17 protein-coding genes are annotated in these 17,277 nt (G+C 77.8%); 5 read left to right on the plus strand and 12 right to left on the minus strand.

The window, feature by feature from the left end; all coding sequences use genetic code 11:
* Positions 1–3: 3 nt before the first annotated feature.
* The 7 genes from ADEH_RS08665 to ADEH_RS08695 form a co-directional block, all read right to left on the minus strand.
* Entirely contained in the window at positions 4–567 is a 564-nt protein-coding gene (locus tag ADEH_RS08665; protein ID WP_011420725.1) for an outer membrane beta-barrel protein, read from the minus strand.
* A 198-nt stretch (positions 568–765) separates the two neighbouring features.
* Complete coding sequence (locus ADEH_RS08670; RefSeq protein ID WP_232287456.1) at positions 766–2,529, minus strand: hypothetical protein; 1,764 nt, start codon at positions 2,527–2,529, stop codon at positions 766–768.
* A gap of 2 nt (positions 2,530–2,531) precedes the next feature.
* Complete coding sequence (locus tag ADEH_RS08675) at positions 2,532–3,101, minus strand: protein-tyrosine phosphatase family protein (protein ID WP_011420727.1); 570 nt, start codon at positions 3,099–3,101, stop codon at positions 2,532–2,534.
* A 74-nt stretch (positions 3,102–3,175) separates the two neighbouring features.
* Complete coding sequence (locus ADEH_RS08680; protein WP_011420728.1) at positions 3,176–3,517, minus strand: hypothetical protein; 342 nt, start codon at positions 3,515–3,517, stop codon at positions 3,176–3,178.
* On the minus strand, positions 3,514–4,008 hold the full coding sequence (locus ADEH_RS08685; protein WP_011420729.1) for a hypothetical protein: 495 nt from the start codon (positions 4,006–4,008) through the stop codon (positions 3,514–3,516). The genes ADEH_RS08680 and ADEH_RS08685 overlap by 4 nt, the downstream gene beginning before the upstream one ends.
* Before the next feature lie 14 nt (positions 4,009–4,022).
* A complete protein-coding gene (locus tag ADEH_RS08690; RefSeq protein ID WP_011420730.1) occupies positions 4,023–5,108 on the minus strand; it encodes an Mrp/NBP35 family ATP-binding protein in 1,086 nt (361 codons plus the stop codon).
* A gap of 53 nt (positions 5,109–5,161) precedes the next feature.
* A complete protein-coding gene (locus ADEH_RS08695; protein WP_041453433.1) occupies positions 5,162–5,563 on the minus strand; it encodes a hypothetical protein in 402 nt (133 codons plus the stop codon).
* A gap of 69 nt (positions 5,564–5,632) precedes the next feature.
* On the opposite strand from ADEH_RS08695, the gene ADEH_RS08700 reads away from it, so the two are divergent.
* Positions 5,633–6,577 (plus strand): magnesium transporter CorA family protein, encoded by a 945-nt coding sequence (locus ADEH_RS08700; protein ID WP_011420731.1) that lies wholly within the window; start codon positions 5,633–5,635, stop codon positions 6,575–6,577.
* Between the two features lie 3 nt (positions 6,578–6,580).
* Here ADEH_RS08700 and rtcA read toward each other — a convergent pair whose 3' ends face one another.
* Positions 6,581–7,696, minus strand: coding sequence for an RNA 3'-terminal phosphate cyclase (rtcA, locus tag ADEH_RS08705; RefSeq protein ID WP_011420732.1), 1,116 nt, complete (start codon positions 7,694–7,696; stop codon positions 6,581–6,583).
* Positions 7,697–7,738: 42 nt separating this feature from the next.
* On the opposite strand from rtcA, the gene ADEH_RS08710 reads away from it, so the two are divergent.
* From ADEH_RS08710 to ADEH_RS08725, 4 genes are all read left to right on the plus strand, one after another.
* A complete protein-coding gene (locus ADEH_RS08710) occupies positions 7,739–9,028 on the plus strand; it encodes an SLC13 family permease (protein WP_041453434.1) in 1,290 nt (429 codons plus the stop codon).
* Between the two features lie 190 nt (positions 9,029–9,218).
* Positions 9,219–9,809, plus strand: a complete 591-nt coding sequence (locus ADEH_RS08715; protein WP_041453435.1) for an RNA polymerase sigma factor — start codon at positions 9,219–9,221, stop codon at positions 9,807–9,809.
* Positions 9,806–10,339, plus strand: a complete 534-nt coding sequence (locus tag ADEH_RS08720; RefSeq protein WP_011420735.1) for an anti-sigma factor family protein — start codon at positions 9,806–9,808, stop codon at positions 10,337–10,339. The genes ADEH_RS08715 and ADEH_RS08720 overlap by 4 nt, the downstream gene beginning before the upstream one ends.
* Before the next feature lie 11 nt (positions 10,340–10,350).
* Entirely contained in the window at positions 10,351–12,114 is a 1,764-nt protein-coding gene (locus ADEH_RS08725) for an STN domain-containing protein (RefSeq protein WP_011420736.1), read from the plus strand.
* Between the two features lie 4 nt (positions 12,115–12,118).
* Here the strand turns inward: ADEH_RS08725 and ADEH_RS08730 are convergent, their stop codons facing one another.
* The 4 genes from ADEH_RS08730 to ADEH_RS08745 all read right to left on the minus strand — a co-directional run bounded on the left by ADEH_RS08730 (position 12,119) and on the right by ADEH_RS08745 (position 17,258).
* On the minus strand, positions 12,119–14,134 hold the full coding sequence (locus ADEH_RS08730) for a HEAT repeat domain-containing protein (protein ID WP_041453436.1): 2,016 nt from the start codon (positions 14,132–14,134) through the stop codon (positions 12,119–12,121).
* Positions 14,135–14,202: 68 nt separating this feature from the next.
* Complete coding sequence (locus ADEH_RS08735; protein ID WP_011420738.1) at positions 14,203–15,189, minus strand: pseudouridine synthase; 987 nt, start codon at positions 15,187–15,189, stop codon at positions 14,203–14,205.
* Between the two features lie 3 nt (positions 15,190–15,192).
* Positions 15,193–16,356, minus strand: coding sequence for an SMC-Scp complex subunit ScpB (gene scpB, locus ADEH_RS08740; RefSeq protein WP_011420739.1), 1,164 nt, complete (start codon positions 16,354–16,356; stop codon positions 15,193–15,195).
* Positions 16,353–17,258 carry a segregation and condensation protein A gene (locus ADEH_RS08745; protein ID WP_011420740.1) on the minus strand — a complete coding sequence of 302 codons (906 nt, stop codon included), beginning with the start codon at positions 17,256–17,258 and terminating at the stop codon, positions 16,353–16,355. Before ADEH_RS08745 ends, scpB begins: the two co-directional genes overlap by 4 nt.
* Positions 17,259–17,277 lie beyond the last annotated feature (19 nt).

Genomic DNA, 17,277 nt, shown 5'->3' on the forward strand with positions numbered 1-17,277 from the left:
TGCCTAGAAGCGCACGCCGACGTGGCCGGCCAGCTGCAGGTCGATCCGCGTGGTCGAGTCCTGCTCGCCCCCGAGGCCGTCGTACGCGCTCATGGTGTCGCGCGCGGTGACGCCGACGACGATCGGGCCGCGCTCCACGTTCGCGCCGAGCTCGCTGTACCAGACGAAGTCGGTCTCGGAGTCCACGTTGAGATCGCGGAACTCGTAGGTGCGCGCGCCCACGCCGACGCCAACGAACGGCTTGAGCGTCCAGTCGGCGGTGATCGCGATGGGGTACTGGCCCTGCAGGCCGACGTCGTACTGGAACAGGTCGAGCTTGGCGTCGCCGTACTGCTTCGCCTCGGTGGGCGACCACGCGAACGAGCCGACCACGGCGACGTACGGGTGGACGTCGTACTTGAGCTTCAGGCCGAGCAGGAACGCGTCCTTGAGCGTGTCGCGCTGGTCGCCCAGGCCCAGGTAGGCGCCGGCGTACGGCGAGATCTCGAACTTGCGCGCGGGTTCCTGCGCCTGCGCGGTACCCGCCATGCCGACGAGGGCGGCGACGACGATGAGCAGCTTCTTCATGGTGACCTTCTTTCTTGAGAGACGCTGGCCGGACCGGCCCTCGGTGGAGGACCGCGCCGGCGCGTCCAGCGGTATTGCATCCGTCGCGCCGGAGCGGATCCGGGCGGAATGCCGCGATCTCCGGCGCCCGCGGTGCCCGACGCGTCGGAGGACGGACAGCGTCCTGTCGGCGCGGTGAACAGGCCCGCCGGCGCGCGCTCAGGCGCCCGCGAGCGCGCGCCGGAGCGCGGCCTCCGCGCCGGCGCGCGCGACCTCCCGCCGCACCCGCTCCTCCGGGTCGAGCGCCCCGTCCGCCGCGGCGAGCGACCAGCGCGCCACCTCCAGCGCCGCGCGGCACACCCGGTAGAACGGCAGCAGCCCCGGCGGCGCGCCCGGCGCAGCCGCCCGCACCCGCTCCGCCAGCGCCTGGCCCTCGGAGCGCGTGAGGCCGAGCGCGAGCTCGGCGCCGGCGACGTCCCAGAGCGCGTCCTGGCAGCCGGCCAGGCCGTGATCCGCGTGGTGGTCGAGCGCGTCCGCCTTCACCAGCGCGCCGTCGCGGCGCACCAGCCAGTCCCAGGCGTCGGCGGTCCCGTCCACCGCCACCGGCCGCGCCGACCGCGCCACCTCCGGCAGCCGCGCCGCCGCCGCCTCCAGGCCCGGCCGCGCCTCGCCCCCGAGCGCCTCGCGCGCGTTCGCGCCCGCCGCCTCGAGCAGCGCGGCCGGCGCGGCGCCGTCCTCCGGCGCGGCGGGGAACGCCCGGGCGACGAACGCGAGGTGGCGCCCCACCGCGTCGAGCAGCGCCGCCCGCCCCGGCGGCCGGCGCGCCGCCGGCAGCGGCGCCGCGTCCTCCAGCCAGGGCAGGAACAGGAAGCCGTGGCGCAGGGCCGCCGGCGGGGGCCCCAGCCCTGCGCCCGCGAGCGCCCGGGCGCGCGCGAGCGCCGCCTCGCCGGCCTCCCCGAGGCCCGCGAACCGCGCCACCCAGGCGCGGCCGCCCGCGCGCAGCAGGTACTTCCGCCGCTCCCGCCACCCCTGCGACGGCGGCCACCGGCCCCGCTCCCCGGGCGCGAGCGCGTGGCGGCGCCAGGCGCCCGCGGAGAGGTCGGCCGGCGGCGCGTCGGCGGGGCCGACCGCGTCCTCGGCCGCGCGGTGCAGCGCCAGCGGGTGATCCGCGAGCAGGAGCGCCTCGAAGGGCACGTGGTGGCGGGGCGCGCGCGCCCAGCGGTCGAGGATCTCCGGCCCGGCCTCCGGGCCCGGCCCGCCGGCGTGGCTCGGGAACAGGTGCACCCGCTCCGCGGGGACGCCGAGCGCCTCCAGCGCGGCGACCGCGGCGGCGAGGCTGCTCCCCGACTGCCCCGGCCCCTCGTCCGCGACCGCGAAGACGCCGCGCCGCGCCGCCGCGAGCCGGGCCGCGAGCGCGGGCCCGAGGCGCACCTCGCGCCGGAACGGCGGGCCGACGGGGCGCACCGTCGCGAGCGGCGCCGCCAGCCCCGCGCCGGCGGCCACCGCCGCGGCGAGGCCGGGCCCGATCGACCGGATCCCGAGGACCACCGCGTCGGAGCCGACCAGCGGCCGCGCGGCGGCGGCGTGGCACTCCGGGTACACCGCGTAGAGCGCGTGCCCCTCCGCCCTGCGCAGGCGCACGGCGGCCGGGAGCGGCAGCCGCGCGAGCGGCGCGAGCAGCTCCGGCCCGGGCGGCGTCGCCCGACCGCCGGCGCGCCAGGAGGCCCACAGCGCGCGCGCCAGCGCCGCCAGCACGCCCAGCGCGGCGCGATCCACCGGGCCCCCGTCGTCGGCGCCCGCCGCCTCCCGCTCGGCGTCCGCCAGCCCCTGCGCGAGCGCGGACGCCTCCACCAGCGCGCCCGCGAGCTGGCCGTGGCGCTCCGGCCCCGGCGTCGCCGCCGCCGCGCCGGCCAGGCGCGCCCGGAGCGCGGCGAGCGCCGCGCCGGGCTCCGCCTCGCGCCCCCGGTCGCCGAACCAGCGCACGCTCAGGCCCGCGTGGACGCCTGCCGCGCCGCCTCCGCCGCCGGCCCCGCCCCGCGCCCGTCGTGCAGGTGGCGCCAGGCGATCGCCCCGAGCGCCTCGAGCGTCGGCACCGGCCAGGCCGCTCCGGCCTCGCCCCGCACGCGCGCGGCGAACGCCGCGAACGCCTCGAGCTGCTCGGGGCTGGGCGAGATCACCGGCCGCGCGTCCTTCGCCCGCGCCAGCGCCTCCAGCGGCGGGACCCCCCGGGCCACGAGCACGCAGAGCGCCACCAGCGCGCTGCGGCCGATGCCGTACTGGCAGTGCACGAGCACGCGCTCGCCCCGCCGCAGCCCCTCGCACGCGAACGCCACGCCCTCGCGCAGCCGCTCCTGCGAGACCGCGCAGGTGTCGGGGGTGGGCAGGTGCAGGAGCTGGATCCCGCACGCGCCCAGCGCCCCGGCGTCGTCGCAGGCCTCGCCGCGGACGTCCAGCACCCGCCGGATCCCGTGCTCGCGGGCGAGCCGCTGCGCGGCCTCGGCCGGGAAGCAGGCCCCGACCGCCAGGCCGGGCGCGACGAAGTGCAGGTCGATCACCCCGGAACGTTGCGCCCGCCGGCGCGCCGCGGCACGGGGGCGAGCCCCGCGCGGCCGCCCGCCGGCGCGCGCGCTCAGCGGCCGAGCGGCAGGACCACCGTCCCCGCCTCGCTGACCTCGAGCGGCCGCTCGATCGCCACCGCGCCCTCCGGGGACTCGACGCGGATGTCGAGCCGGTAGGCGCCGTCCGGGAGCCTGACCGGATGGTGCACCAGCGCCTGCCCGGCCGGCACCTGCAGCTCCGCCCGGCGCACGAGCTCGGCGCCGCGCCGGACCTCGACCTCGAGGCCGGTCGCGCCCGGGACGCCGCGCAGATCGTAGACGAGCTCCACGTCGCGCGGCGCGGCCCGGAACAGGAACGCGCCGACGCCGAGCGCGCCGGCGAGCAGGAGCAGCCGGAGCAGCCGTCGCCTCACGTGCGGTCCTTCTTCGCCCGGCGCCCCCGGGGCGCCCCGGCGCGCCGCGCCTTCACCTCGGCCTTCACCTCCGGCCGCGGCGTCCCGCCCTCGACCGAGGGCTTCAGGCGGATCTCCGCCTTCACCTCGATGGCCGTGGTGGAGAGCGCCTTCAGGAACTCGCGGCGGACCGCCTCCGACTCGAGGAAGCGGCGGACCTCGTCGGAGAACACCCGCAGGACCTCGCCCTTGGCGCCCTGCGCCTGCTGCCCGATGAACGCGATGACGTCCTTCGGCAGCTTCCAGTCGCGCGCCAGGCGCCGGGCGCCCTCCTCCGTCATGAAGAGCGCGCCCACGCCCGCGAGCAGCGCCTTCTTCACGGTGTCGGGGATGAGGCCGCGCACGCCGGGGCCGGCCGCGGCGTCCGGCTCCAGCCCGGCGTCCTCGAGCGCGTCGTCGGGGGGCTCCCCCGCCGGCACCTCGTCGTCCTCGAACGGCGGCCGCCCCTCCACGGCGCCTCCTCGCGTCAGGCGCGCGGCTGCGCGCCGATCACCGGCAGGCGCGGCGCCTTCAGCACCTGCGTGCTGACCGCGCCGGCCACGTTGCGTGCCACGCTCAGGAACGCCTCGGCCTGCGGGCTGTCCGGCGCGCCCGCGACCACCGGGACGCCCTTGTCGCCGCCCTCGCGGATGGCGAGGTCGATCGGCACCGCGCCGAGGAAGCGGACGCCCATCTTCTCGGCCGCGGCCTGCGCGCCGCCCTTGTCGAAGATGGCCGTCTCGTGCCGGCAGTGCGGGCACACGAACGCGGACATGTTCTCCACCAGGCCGAGCACCGGGATGGAGACCTTGTCGAACATGAGCTTGGCGCGGATGACGTCGGCGAGCGCCACGTCCTGCGGCGTCGAGACCAGCACCACGCCGGCCGCGCGCACGTTCTGGGCGAGCGTGAGCGGGACGTCGCCGGTGCCCGGCGGCAGGTCGAGCACGAGGTAGTCCAGCTCGCCCCAGTTCACGTCGCGCAGCAGCTGCACCAGCGCGCCGGTGACCATCGGCCCGCGCCAGATCAGCGCCTGCTCGGGGTCGATGAGGAAGCCGATGGACATGACCTTGATGCCGTGCGCCTCGAGCGGATCGAGCTTCTGCCCGTCGCGCGAGGTGGGCTTCTGGTCGAGGCCGGTGAGGATGGGCACCGACGGCCCGTAGATGTCCGCGTCGAGGATGCCGACCTTCGCGCCCTGGCGGGCGAGGCCCACCGCGAGGTTGATGGCGACGGTGCTCTTGCCCACGCCGCCCTTGCCCGCGCCGACCAGGACGATGTTCTTCACGCCCGGGGTGAGCGACGACTGCGCGACGCCCGGCGCGGAGCGGACCTGCGCGCCCCAGTGGAGCTCGACGCGCGCGAAGCCGGCGCGCCGCAGCGCACCCTCCACGTCGCGGCCGATGGTGTCCTTCAGCGGGCAGGCCGGGGTGGTGAGCTCCACCTTGAGGCGCACGGCGTCGCCCTCGACCACGAGATCCTTGACCATCCCGAGGGAGACGAGGTCCCGGTGCAGCTCCGGGTCCATGACCTTCTTCAGGGCTTCGAGCGCGGCGGCGTTGTCGAGCGGCATGGGCGGCCTTTATAGCGGGCCGCTGCCGCCTTCTCAATCACAAGGGGCGCCGCTCACTCCAGCGCGTCCACCCGCCACCGCCCACCCTCGGCGACCACCACGGCGCGCCGTCCCCCGCCCACGTCCAGCACCCGGGCGCCCCCCACGTCCCGCAGCGCCGCCCCCTGGCCGAGCAGCGCCCGCACGCGCTCGGCCGCCTCCCTCCCGGCCGGCCCGGCGCCGGCGGCGTCGGTGGCGAGGCGCGCCGGGGTGTAGGCCCCCTGCCAGCGCGCCGAGAGGAGCGCGTGCGCGTCCGGCCAGCGCCGCTCGCCCAGCGCGTCGGCGAAGCGCCGCAGCACCTCGCGGGCGGCGGCCTCGTCGAGGCCGGCCGGGGGCGGCGCCGGGGCGCGGGCGCCGGGCCCGGCGCAGGCGAGCGCGGCGCAGAGGGAGAGCGGGACGAGCCAGCGGGACGGCACGGGCCGACCGATATCACCCCGGCCGCGGGCGCGCCACGCCGCGCGGCCGCCCGGTGATACGCTCCCGGGATGCGGGTGCTCCGGTTCGAGGGCGGGCAGGTGCGGTCCGGCGGGGAGGAGCTGGCCGGGCCGGGCGCGCCGGTGTGGATCGACCTCGCCCCCACGCCGGAGAACATGGCGTTCCTGGCCGCGCGGTTCCGCTTCCACCCGCTCGCGCTCGAGGACGCGGCGCACGAGGACCAGCGCGTCAAGCTGGAGCAGTACACCGACAACCTGTTCACGGTCGTCCACCGCATCTCGCCCGCGCCGGACGACTCCGAGCTCGTCACCTACGAGGTGGACGCGTTCCTCACCGCCGAGGCGCTCGTCACGGTGCACTCGGCGCGCATCGCCGAGGTGGACCGGGCGTTCGAGCGGTGCGCCTCCGAGCCGGAGCTGCTCGCGCGCGGGGTGGACTTCGCGCTGTACCTCGTCCACGACGCCATCACCGACGCGCACTTCACGCTGGTGGACGCGCTCACCGCGGACGTGGAGGAGCTGGCCGAGTCGGTGCTCTCGGAGCGCCGGGACGAGAGCGACGAGGAGCTGCTCGACCGCGTCCTGACGGCGCGGCGGCAGCACGTGATGCTCCGCAAGCGCTTCGCGCCGCAGCGCGAGGTGTTCGCCACGCTGGCGCGGCCCGGCCAGGCGCTCGTGCGCGACCAGACTGCCGTCTACTTCCGCGACGTGGTGGACCACGCGGTGCGGCTCACCGAGGAGATCGACACCGGGCGCGACCTGCTCGCCTCGGCGATGGACGCCTACCTCTCGTCCACCAACAACCGGCTCTCCTCGGTGATGACGCGCCTGACGCTCATCTCGACCATCTTCCTGCCCCTCAACTTCATCGGCACGTTCTTCGGCATGAACCTCGACATCCTGCCACCGCGGGTGGCGGTGCCGCTGGTGCTCCTGTCGATGGTGGCGATGCCGGTCGCGATGTACGCGGTGTTCCGGCGGAAGCGCTGGCTGTAGCGCTCACCGGCCGATCGGCACCACCTCGCCGCGCGCGCCGGGCGGCTGGACCCGCACCTCGCCCTCCTGGTCCTCGCGCCCGTCCACCGCGATCTCCACGTCGAGGAACCGGCGGATCACCTCGGCGTTGGTGGTGAGGTGCCGGGTGATCGCGGCGACGCTGTAGCGGGTCACCGGCACGACGCCGGGGGCGGCGGGCAGGATCCCGGCCGCGGCGAGCGCGGCCGGCAGGAGCAGCTGATCGCCGAGGTGCAGGTCCACCGCGGCGCCGCCGCGGAGGTGATCGCGCAGGCCGCCCACCGCGAGATCGGCGACCTCCTCCGGCGTCCGCTCGCGCGCGCTCACCGCGCCGTGGCCGGCGCGGGTCCGCTCGAAGGTGGAGACCAGCAGCACGTGCCCGCCGCGCGAGGCGCGCGAGGGCACCGGGACGCGCTCGGCCTCCGCGGAGATCCCCGCGTCGCGCAGGCCGCGCAGCGCGCGCGCGGCCTGCCGCTCCGCGACCTCGAACCCGAGCCCGCCCACCATCGACACCACCTCGACGTCCTGCAGCGTGCCGCGGTGGCGCAGGTCGAGCGGCGGCATGGGGTGCGCCGGCTCGATGCGGGCCGTCATCTCGCCCCCGCCCTCCGGGTAGAAGCCGGCCGCCTGCAGCTCCAGGCCGAAGCGGAAGCCGAGCCGCGCCACCGCCGGCGCCCACACCAGCGCCAGGTAGTGGAACGTGGGCGCGTGGTCCTGGTGCGTGCCGCCGCGCAGCGTCAGCGTGGACGGCGCGCCCGCCAGCGCGAGCGGCCAGCACACCGTCTGGAACAGGAGCGGCGTCGAGCCGGCCGTCCCGATGTCGAACGCCCAGTCGCCGGCGCGCGGCGCGTGGCGCGGCCGGAACTCGAGCGCGCTCGAGCCGACCTCGTCGCCGGCGAGCTCCGCCTCGACGATGCGCGCGGTGGCGCGCGCCGCCTCGCGGTGCTGCGGACGCAGCCCCGGCTTGAGCCGGTTCTCGCGGATGCGCTCGATGGTGAACGGCCGCCCGGTGACCGCCGACAGCGCGAGCGCGGTGCGCAGGATCTGGCCGCCGCCCTCGCCGGCGCTGCCGTCCAGCACGATGGGGAGATCCGCCGGCATCGGCGCAATGTAGTCCGGCGGCGCCGCGGCGTTAAGCGGTGCGTGGGCTGGGACGGCCGCCCCCTCCCCGGGGCGTGCTACAAGGCGCGGGTGATCGCCGCCGTCGCCGTCTTCGCCCTCACGTACGTGGCCGTCGCCGCCGGGCGCTTCCCGTACCTCTCGCTCGATCGCCCCGCGGCCGCCCTGCTCGGCGCGGTGCTGATGGTCGCCCTGGGCGTGCTGACGCCGGCGGAGGGCGGCGCCGCGGTGAACGGCGAGACGCTGGGCCTGCTCCTCGGGATGATGGTCCTGACCGCCTACCTGGGCGAGGCGGGGTTCTTCCGGTGGGCGAGCTGGAGGGTGCTGCGCGCGGCCGGCACGCCGCGGACGCTCCTCTGGGGCGTGGTGTTCACTGCGGGTGCGCTGTCGGCGCTGCTGGTGAACGACACCGTGTGCCTCATGATGACGCCGCTCGTGCTGCGGATGGTGGACGACGCGGACCTGCCGCCGCTGCCGTACCTGCTGGCGGTCGCGTTCGGGTCGAACGCGGGCTCGGCGGCCACGCTCACCGGCAACCCGCAGAACATGATCGTCGGGACGCTCTCGGGGATCGGCTACGGCCGCTTCGCCGCGGCGCTGGCGCTGCCGGCGCTCGCGTCGCTCCTGCTGGTCGCGGCGCTGCTCCACGCGCTGTTCCGCCGCGCCCTGCCCCGCGGCCCGCTCGCCGGCGGCCGCCCGGCGGCGCCGGCGGTGGACCGGGCGCTGCTCGCGAAGGCGCTCGGCGCGCTGGCGCTGGCCGTGACCGGGTTCCTGCTCGGCCTCGAGCTCGCCTGGACCGCGCTCTTCGCGGCGGCGCTGTGCATGGCGATCGCCGGGCGAGCGCCGCGGGAGGCGCTGCAGCGGGTGGACTGGCCGCTGCTCGTGTTCTTCGCCGGGCTGTTCGTGGTGGTGGCGGGCATCGGGCGCGCCGGCGTGACCGAGCGGATGTACCAGGCGGTGGCCCCGCTCCTCGGGGCCGACCCGGCGCGCCAGTCGGCCGTGTTCGGGCTGTTCTCGATCGCCGCGTCGCAGGTGGTCTCGAACGTCCCGTTCGTCATCCTGGCCGGCGAGTGGATCCCCCGCCTCGCCGACCCCACCCTGCTCTGGCTGGCGACCGCGCTGTGCGCCACGCTGGCGGGCAACCTGACCATCGTCGGCTCGGTCGCGAACGTCATCGTGCTGGAGCTGGCCGGCTCCCGCGGTCGCATCGGCTTCTGGCGCTTCTTCCGCGTCGGCGCGGTGGTCACCGCGGCGACCGTCGCGGCCGGGCTCGGCATCCTGCTCCTGGAGCACCGGCTGGGGCTGATCGGCTAGGCCCAAGGTCCGAGGAGAACAGCGTTTTTTCACGCCTCCCCCGACGTATCCCGGATGGGATGCGACGGGGCGTGAGATCGCCCGCCCCGCCGAAATAGAAGCCGGCGTTCTCCGTAGGTTCTGCATGGTTGCGGTGGCCGCACTCCCCGATCTAGCTTTCGCGCTCACCTGTCCGGCGAAGGAGCGCTCGTTGGGTCCCTCACTGTCCGGCGAGGCCGCGTGGACGCGGTCGGCCGCGCGAGGCGACCGGCAGGCCTTCTCCCGGCTGGTGGACCTGCACAAGCGCACCGTGTTCGCGCTGTGCGTCCGGCTGCTGCGGGACCAGGACGAGGCGCAGGACGCCGCGCAGGAGGCGTTCGCCCGCGCCTACGCGAGCCTGGCCGCGTTCGACCCCTCGCAGCCGTTCGCGCCCTGGCTGCTCCGCATCGCGCGGAACCACTGCCTCGACGTGATCCGCCGCCGCCTGCCGCAGGCGCAGCGGGTCGAGCTGGACGCGGCTCCGGAGGACGGCGCGCCGCGCGACCTCGCCGACCCGGACGCGCCGCGCGGCGACGACGCGCTGGAGCGCCGCGAGCTGGCGCGCACGCTCGAGGCCGCGGTGGCGGCCCTGCCGGCCAACTACCGCGAGGTCGTGCACCTCTTCCACGTCGAGCATCTCTCGTACAAGGAGATCGCCGCCGCCATGGACGTCCCCATCGGCACCGTGATGACCTGGCTGCACCGCGCCCGCGCGCGGCTCAAGGCGACCCTCGACGCGAACGCCCCGGAGACGACGCCATGACGACCTTCACCGGACACCTCACCGACGCCCAGGCCCAGCGCCTGGTGGACGGGACGCTGCTCGAGGCCGAGGCCGACGAGGTCCTGGCGCACGCCGGGGACTGCGCGGAGTGCCAGGCGCTCACCGAGTCCTACCGCGTGCTCGGCGACGCGCTGGGCGAGGCGCTCGGCGCGCTGGAGGTCCCGGAGCTGCCGCGCGACTTCACCGCCGGCGTGCTCTCCCGCATCGACGCCCGCGAGCGCGCGGTCCGGCGCGAGCGGCGCTTCGCCGCCGCCATCCTCGCCGCCGTGCTGGTCGCCATCGGCGTCACCGTGGTGGTCGCCGGGGCCGGCACGTGGGCGCCCGCCGCCAGCCGGCTCGCCGGCGGGCTCGGCTCGGCCGGCGAGGTGCTGCGGCTCGGCGCCGGCCTGGCCGGGACCCTGCTCTCGGCGCTCCGCTTCCCGCTCGCGCTCGCGTGCACCGCCCTCGCCGTCCCGCTGCTGTTCGCGCTCTCGCGCCTCATCCCCTCGGCGCGCGCAGAGCTCGCCTGACCGGAGCCAGAATGCTCTTCGCCCTCCTCCTCGCCGCGCTCACCCTCGAGAGCCCCGAACCGCCGCCCCCGGTCGTGCAGGCGCAGGCGACCGCCCCGGCGCCGCAGGCGCCGAAGAAGCCGGCGGCGCGCGCGCGGCCCGAGGCCGCCGCCCCCGCGCCCCCCGCCCCGCCCGCGCCGCCGCAGCGCCACGCGCCGCCGTCCGCGCTCCAGGGCGAGTGGCCGGCGCCCTCCGGCAAGCGCGTCACGCTCGACGACACGACGTCCCTCGACGACGCGCTCGAGGAGATCGCGAACGCCGCCGGCTGGGACGTGGTGCTGAACACCGGGCGCACCGGCAACAAGCTGCTGGTCCTGAAGCTCCGCAACGTGCCGGTGGAGGACGCGCTCAGGGCCGCGCTGTCCGGGACCGAGCTCGTCGCCACCCGCACCGGCGACATGGTGGTGGTCGCCCCGAGCGGCGCGCGTCCGGCCGTGGCGCCCGGCGCGCTCACCGGCTTCGACAAGCCCACCGGCAAGCGGTTCACCGGCGACTTCGATCACACCGCGGTCGCCGAGGCGATCCGCGTCATCTGCAAGTCGGCCGGGCTCTCGGTGGTGATCCCCGACGAGGCGGCCGGCACGGTGAGCGGCCACTTCGTGGACATCCCGGTGGAGGAGGCGCTGCAGGCGGTGCTGGTGCAGGCCGGGCTCTCCGCCGACCGGAGCGGCTCGCTCATCACCGTCCGCGCCGGCCGGAGCTTCGGCGTGCGGCTCCCGCCCGGCTTCGCCGAGGACGCGCGCCGCTCCGCCGAGGAGGCGCTGCGCCAGGCCGAGCGCGAGCTGCGCCGCGCCGGGCAGGACGTGGACGAGAGCGGCGGCCGCGATCGCCAGTCCACCGGGCAGGACGTGGTGGTCCGGGCCGGCGAGGTGGTGCGCGACGTGAACGTGGTGCGCGGGAGCGTGCAGGTGCAGGGCGGCGCCGCGGCCCGCGACGTGTCCGCGGTGTTCGGCTCCGTGCAGCTCGACCGCGGCGCCGCGGCCCGCGACGTCTCGGCGGTCTTCGGCACCGCCAAGCTGGCCGGCGGCGCGGTCACCCGCAACGTGGTGGCGGTGGGCGGCGACGTCGAGATCGGCCCCGGCGCGGCCGTGGAGCAGGACGTGACGAGCGTCGGCGGCCGCGTCATCGTGGACCCGAGCGCCACGGTGGGCGGCGACACCAAGTCCATCCCCTTCCCCAGCATCCCGGGCGTGTTCGGCCGGACCGCGTCGAGCGTCTTCCACGAGGCGTCGCCCATCCTGACCGTGCTCGAGGCGCTCATCTCCTTCGTGGTGCTGTTCGTGCTCGGCCTGCTGGTGCTGGCGCTGTTCCCGCGGCGCCTCGAGGCGGTGGCGAGCTACATGGTCGCGAGCCCGGGCAAGTCGCTGCTCGCCGGCACCCTCGGGACGGTGGCCATGCCGGTGCTGCTCGTGCTGCTCGCCGTCACGGTGGTGGGCATCCTGCTCATCCCGGTGCAGATCCTGGGGATGATCGCGGCCGGCGTCCTCGGCGTCACCGCCCTCACCTTCCACGTGGGGCGCGCGCTGCCGGTGCCGGAGAAGCGCCGCACGGTGGTGCTGCAGCTCGCGCTCGGCACGGCCATCTTCGTGGTGCTCGCGCACCTCCCGTTCGTCGGGGCGCTGGTCTGGATCGCGACCTGGCTCGTCACCTTCGGCGCGGTGCTCCGCTCGCGCTTCGGCCAGCAGTCGCCGCCGGTGCTGCCCACCACGCCGGCGCCGCCGACCGCCGCCCTCTAGGCCTTCAGCGCCGCATCCGCGGCGCGCCCGCCGGGAGCCGCGACAGCGCCTCCACCGCGGCGCGCCGCACGCGCCCGTGGTAGTCGCTCCGCAGCGCCTCCAGCCGCGGCGCGGCCGCCTCGTGGCGGAGCCGGCCGATGGCCCGCGCCGCCACCGCCCGCACCTCCGCGCGATCCGCGGTGAGCTGCGCGGCGATGGCCGGCCCGGCGTCGCGGGCGGCGAGCTGCGCGAGCGCCTCGATCGCCTCGGCGTCCGCGAGCGCGCCCGGGCGCGCCAGCCAGTCCACCAGCGGCTTCACCGCGGCCGGCGCGCCGGTCTTGCCGAGCGCGAACGCCGCCGCCGGGGCGGACGCGCCGCCGAGGAGCCCGGTGAGCGGCGCCACCGCGTTCGCCCCGCCCGCGTCGCCCAGCGCCGCCGCCAGCGCGGAGCGCCAGGCGCCGTCGTCGGGCGCCGCCTGCCCCGCCGCGCGCGCCAGCGCCGGCACCGAGCGCGGCCCGGCCCGGCCCAGCGCCGCGGCGGCCGCGAGCCGCACCTCCGGCGCGCCGTCCTCGAGCGCGGCGGCCACGGCCCGCAGCGCCGGGTCGGTGCCCAGCCCCGCCAGGCCGCCGATCGCGCCGGTGCGCACCGCCGGGTGCGCATCGCGCACCGCCTCGAGCAGGAGCGGCTCCGCGCCCGGCGCGCGCAGGGTCCCGGCGGCGGCCAGCAGCGCCCCCAGCTCGCGCGCGTCGGCGTCGCCGGTGGGCGGGCGCGTCCCGGCGCGCGGCGCAGGGGTCCCGGCGCCGGCGGGCAGCGGCGACGCGGCCGGCCGTCCCAGGGCGACCGCCCGGCGCGCGGCCAGCGCCGCGGCGCGGTCGCGGACCGGGCCGGCGGAGGCCGGGGCGCCGAGCCGGGCCAGCGCGCGCGCGGCGGCGGCGCGCAGCCCGGCGTCGCCGCGGGCGGGGTCGAGGAGCGGGAGCAGGCGCGCCGCGGCCGCGTCCGCCGCGGCGCCCGTGAGCCCCAGCTCCCCGAGCGCCGCCAGGGCGGCCTCGGCCCCCGGCCGGCCCACGCGCGCCAGGAACGGGCGCGCCGGGCACTCGGTCTCGCGCAGCCGGACCTCGCGCGCAGCGCGCGCCGCCACGGCGGGATCCGCGCTCCGCACCGCCACCTCGCAGAGCGCCGTCCCGACCTCGAGCGCCTCCGGCAGCGCCGCGAGCGCGTCCGCGGCCGCCGCCGCGATCCGCCCGGACGAGGCGAGCGCCACCGCCTCGAGCGCGGCGGTCGCGCCGGGATCCCCGAGACGGCCCAGCGCGCCCGCGCCGGCCTCGATCAGCTCCGGATCCGGCGAGCGCAGCAGCCCCTCGAGCGCCGGCCGCGCCGCCCAGTCCCCCGCCTCGCCCAGCCCGCGCGCCGCGCCCGCGGCGAGCGCGCGGTCCGGGTTGCGCTCCGGGTCGAGCAGCGGCGCGAGCCGCGCCACCACCTCGGCCCGGCCGCTCGCGCCGATCTCCTCCGCCGCGCCCGCGCGAGCCGCCCCGCGGCCGCCCAGGACCGCCAGGTTGCGCTCCCAGAGCGCGCGCGCCTCCTGCTCGACCGCCTCGCGCAGCGAGACGCCCACCGCGTCGAGCGCGTCGGCGATGGCGGCGCGCCCGGCGGGCGAGGCGTCCGCGTAGGCCGCGCGCAGCGCGGCGCGCGCCCGCGGCTGGTCCGGCATGCCGGCGAGCCCGCGCGCGGCCGCGGCCGCCACCGTCGCGTCCGGATCCGCCAGGAGCGCCCCCAGCGCCTCGGCCCCCTCGGCCCCGCCGCGCGCCGCGAACGCCTCGGCGGCCGCCCGGCGCACCTCGGCGCTGCCGTCGCGCTGCGCGACCATCAGGGCGGCGAGCGCGTCGGCGCCGCCGCGCGCGCCCGCCGCGCGGACCGCCGCGGCGCGCCGCGCCGGCTCCGGCGAGGCGAGATCGCCGCCGCCGCGGCAGGCGGGGCCCGCGCCGGCGAGGGCAGCCAGGGCTGCGAGGCCTGCGAGGACGGCGGCGGCGGGGGAGCGGGGCACGGGGCGCCATGCTCGCCGCGAAGCCCGCCGCGCGCAAGCGCGGGCGCCCGCGGCGGCGCGCCGGGCGCTCAGCGGCGCCGGCCGCCGGCGCCGCCCGGCCGCGAGGGGCGCGACGGCCGGGAGGGCCTGGAGGCGCGGCCGCCCGGGCGCGGCGCGGCGGGCCTCGCGCCGGCGCGCGGCGCGCCGCGTCCGCGCGGCTCGACCTCGTCCGGCGAGCCCGGCTCGGCGGGCGCCGGGGCCGCGCCGGGCGCCGCCGGCGGCCCGTGGCCGTGGCGGCGGGCCGCCTTCGGGAGCTCGCGGACCGACGGCCCCCGGGCTGGCGTGCCGGACTCGAGCCCGACCCGCTGCCGCAGCGCGCGCACCTCCTCGGGCTGGAGCCGGCGGAACTTGCCGGGCCGCAGCCCGCCGACGCCGATGCCGCCGAACTCCGGCCGGAACAGGCGCTGCACCTGCAGCCCCACCGCCTCGCAGAGCCGCTTCACCAGGTGGAAGCGCCCCTCGCCCACCACCACGCGGATCCACACGTTGCGGTCGGCGTGATCGTGGACGGCCGCCTCGATCGCGCGCGCGGGGCCGTCCTCCAGGCGGACGCCGGCCTTCATCCGCTCCAGCGCCTCCGCCGGCGGATCGCCCTTCACCTTGACCAGGTAGACGCGCTGGTGGCCGTAGCGCGGGTGCGCCAGGCGGTTCGCCAGCTCGCCGTCGTCGGTGAGCAGCAGCGCGCCCTCGGCGTCGTAGTCGAGCCGGCCCACCGGGAACGGCCGCCCCGGCACGCCGCGCAGGTACTCCATGGCGGTGGGGCGGCCCTGCGGATCCGAGGCGGTGGTGACGCAGCCGGAGGGCTTGTAGAGCAGGTAGTAGCTGCGCTGGTCCGGCTGCGAGACCAGCGCGCCGTCCACCGTGACGAGATCGCGCCCCGGATCCACCTTGGTGCCCAGCTCGGTCACCGTGCGCTGGTTGACGCGCACCCGCCCGGCGCTGATGAGCGCCTCCGCCTTGCGCCGCGAGGCGATGCCCGCCCCCGCCAGATACTTCTGCAGCCGCTCCTCGGCCATGGGCTAGCTCCCCGCCGCGGGCGGTCCGCCGGGTGCCGGGCCAGGGCCGGGCTCGGCGTCGGCCCGCGCCTCGGCCTCGTCCACCCGCTTCTTCTCGGCGAGCGCGGCCTCGGCCGCGCGCGCCTTCTCGTCCGCCGCGGCCATCGCCTGCTCCAGCTCGTCGAGCGCCGCGTCGCTCTCGGCGCGCTTCGCCTCCAGCTCGGCGCGGAGCTTCTCGTCCGAGAGCTCCGCCACGATGCCCTCGATCCCCGGCGCCTGCTCCGCCGGGGTCTCCTTCTCCACGATGTCGCGGTGCTCCTCCGACAGCTCGTGGAACTCGCGCAGCGTCGGCAGCGAGGCGAGGTCCTTCAGCGCGAAGAACTCCAGGAACTCGCGGGTGGTGCCGTACAGGATGGGCCGGCCCGGCTCCTCCTTCTTGCCGAGGATCTTGACCAGCTTGCGCTCGAGCAGCGCCTTCACCACCGCGCCGCAGTCCACGCCGCGGATGTCCTCGATCTCGGGGCGGGTCACCGGCTGCCGGTAGGCGATGATGGCGAGCGTCTCGAGCGCGGCCCGGGTCAGCCGCTGCGGCTTCACCTTGAGGAAGCGGCGCGCGAAGTCGGAGTTGTCCGGCGAGGTGCGCAGCTGCCAGCCGCCGGCCACCTCGTGCAGCACGATGCCGCACGGGCCCTCGCGGTAGTGGCCGGAGAGCTTGTCGAGCGCCTTCTCCAGCCGCTCCACGTCCACGCCGCTCGCGGCCCGCATCTCCTCCACCGTCAGCGGGCGCTCGGCCAGGAACAGGAGCGTCTCCACCACGGTGCGGACCCGGTCGGCGCTGAGCCGCCGCGCCGCCGCGGCCAGCTTCTCGAACGGCAGCTCCTTGTCGTCGGCGACGTCGATGTCGGCCGACTCCACCTCGTCCAGCGCGGGGTCGCCCTGCTTCGCCTCCTCGGCGGCCTGGAGCGCGTCCAGCTCGGCCGCCGAGACCGACGGCGCGGGCGCCGCCTCGGGGGCGGCGGCCGTCTCCGGCGCCGGCGCATCCTCGGCCGGGGCGGCCTCCGGCGGCGACGCGGCCGCCGCGGTCTCGGGCACCGCGCCCTCGGGCGCCGCGGCGGAGCCCTCCGGCCCCGCGCCGTCCTGCGCGGGCACGTCCTCCGCGGCGGTCGGCCGGTCGGTGGGCTCGGTCATCGGTAGTCCTCCTCTCCCAGGGTCACGTCGTCGCCGAGGGTGTCCTTCGCCTCGACGAGGATCTCCGCCCCGGGGCCGGCCTCTTCCAGCGCGGCCTGGTAGATGCGGATGAGCTTCAGCTTCGCCATCTCGAGGATGGCGAGGAACGTGGAGATCACGTTCGCCTTGGTGTTCCGGCTCTCGGCGGGGCCGGCGAGCAGCTCCTCGAAGGTGGCGCGGCGCCGCAGGCGCAGCACGTCGGCGACGCGCGAGATGGCGTCGCTGATGGTGAGCCGGTCGGTGATCACCTCGTGCGAGTGCTCCGGCCGCGCGTGCGCGATGGCGCGGTCGAGCGCCTGGATGAGCTTGAACACCGAGACGTCGGCGAGCCCCTCCGGCCCCTCCGGCGCCGCGGGGCGCTCGGCCCGGACGCGCCGGGTGAACACGGTGCGATCGAGGATGTCGCGCCCGCCCAGCTCCTCGCCGGCCGCCTTGTACTTCTGGTACTCGAGCAGCCGCCGCACCAGCTCGGCGCGCGGGTCCACCCCGGCGTCCTCGGGGCCGGGCGCGTCCTCGGCCACCTCGGTGCGCGGCAGCAGCAGCTTGCTCTTCATGAGCAGGAGCTGCGCCGCCATGTGCAGGAACTCGCCGGCGATGTCGATGTCGAGCTCGCGCAGCGCCTCCAGCGTGGCGAGGTAGCTCTCGGTGATGCGCGCGATGGGGATGTCGAAGAGATCGACCTCGTGCTCCTTCACGAGGTGCAGGATGAGGTCGAGCGGCCCCTCGAACGGCGGCTGGCCCGCGCGGAGCGGCGGGAGCGTGACCCGGAACGCGTCCGCCGCGGCGCGCGCGTCGGCGTCGGCGTCGCCGGCCCGCGGCGAGTCCGCGCCGAGCCCGGCGTCCGTGTCGGTGTTCCTGGCCATCCCGGCGGACCGCCCCCCG

The organism is Anaeromyxobacter dehalogenans 2CP-C (genome assembly GCF_000013385.1).
In the GTDB taxonomy this organism is placed as follows: Bacteria; Myxococcota; Myxococcia; order Myxococcales; family Anaeromyxobacteraceae; genus Anaeromyxobacter; species Anaeromyxobacter dehalogenans_B.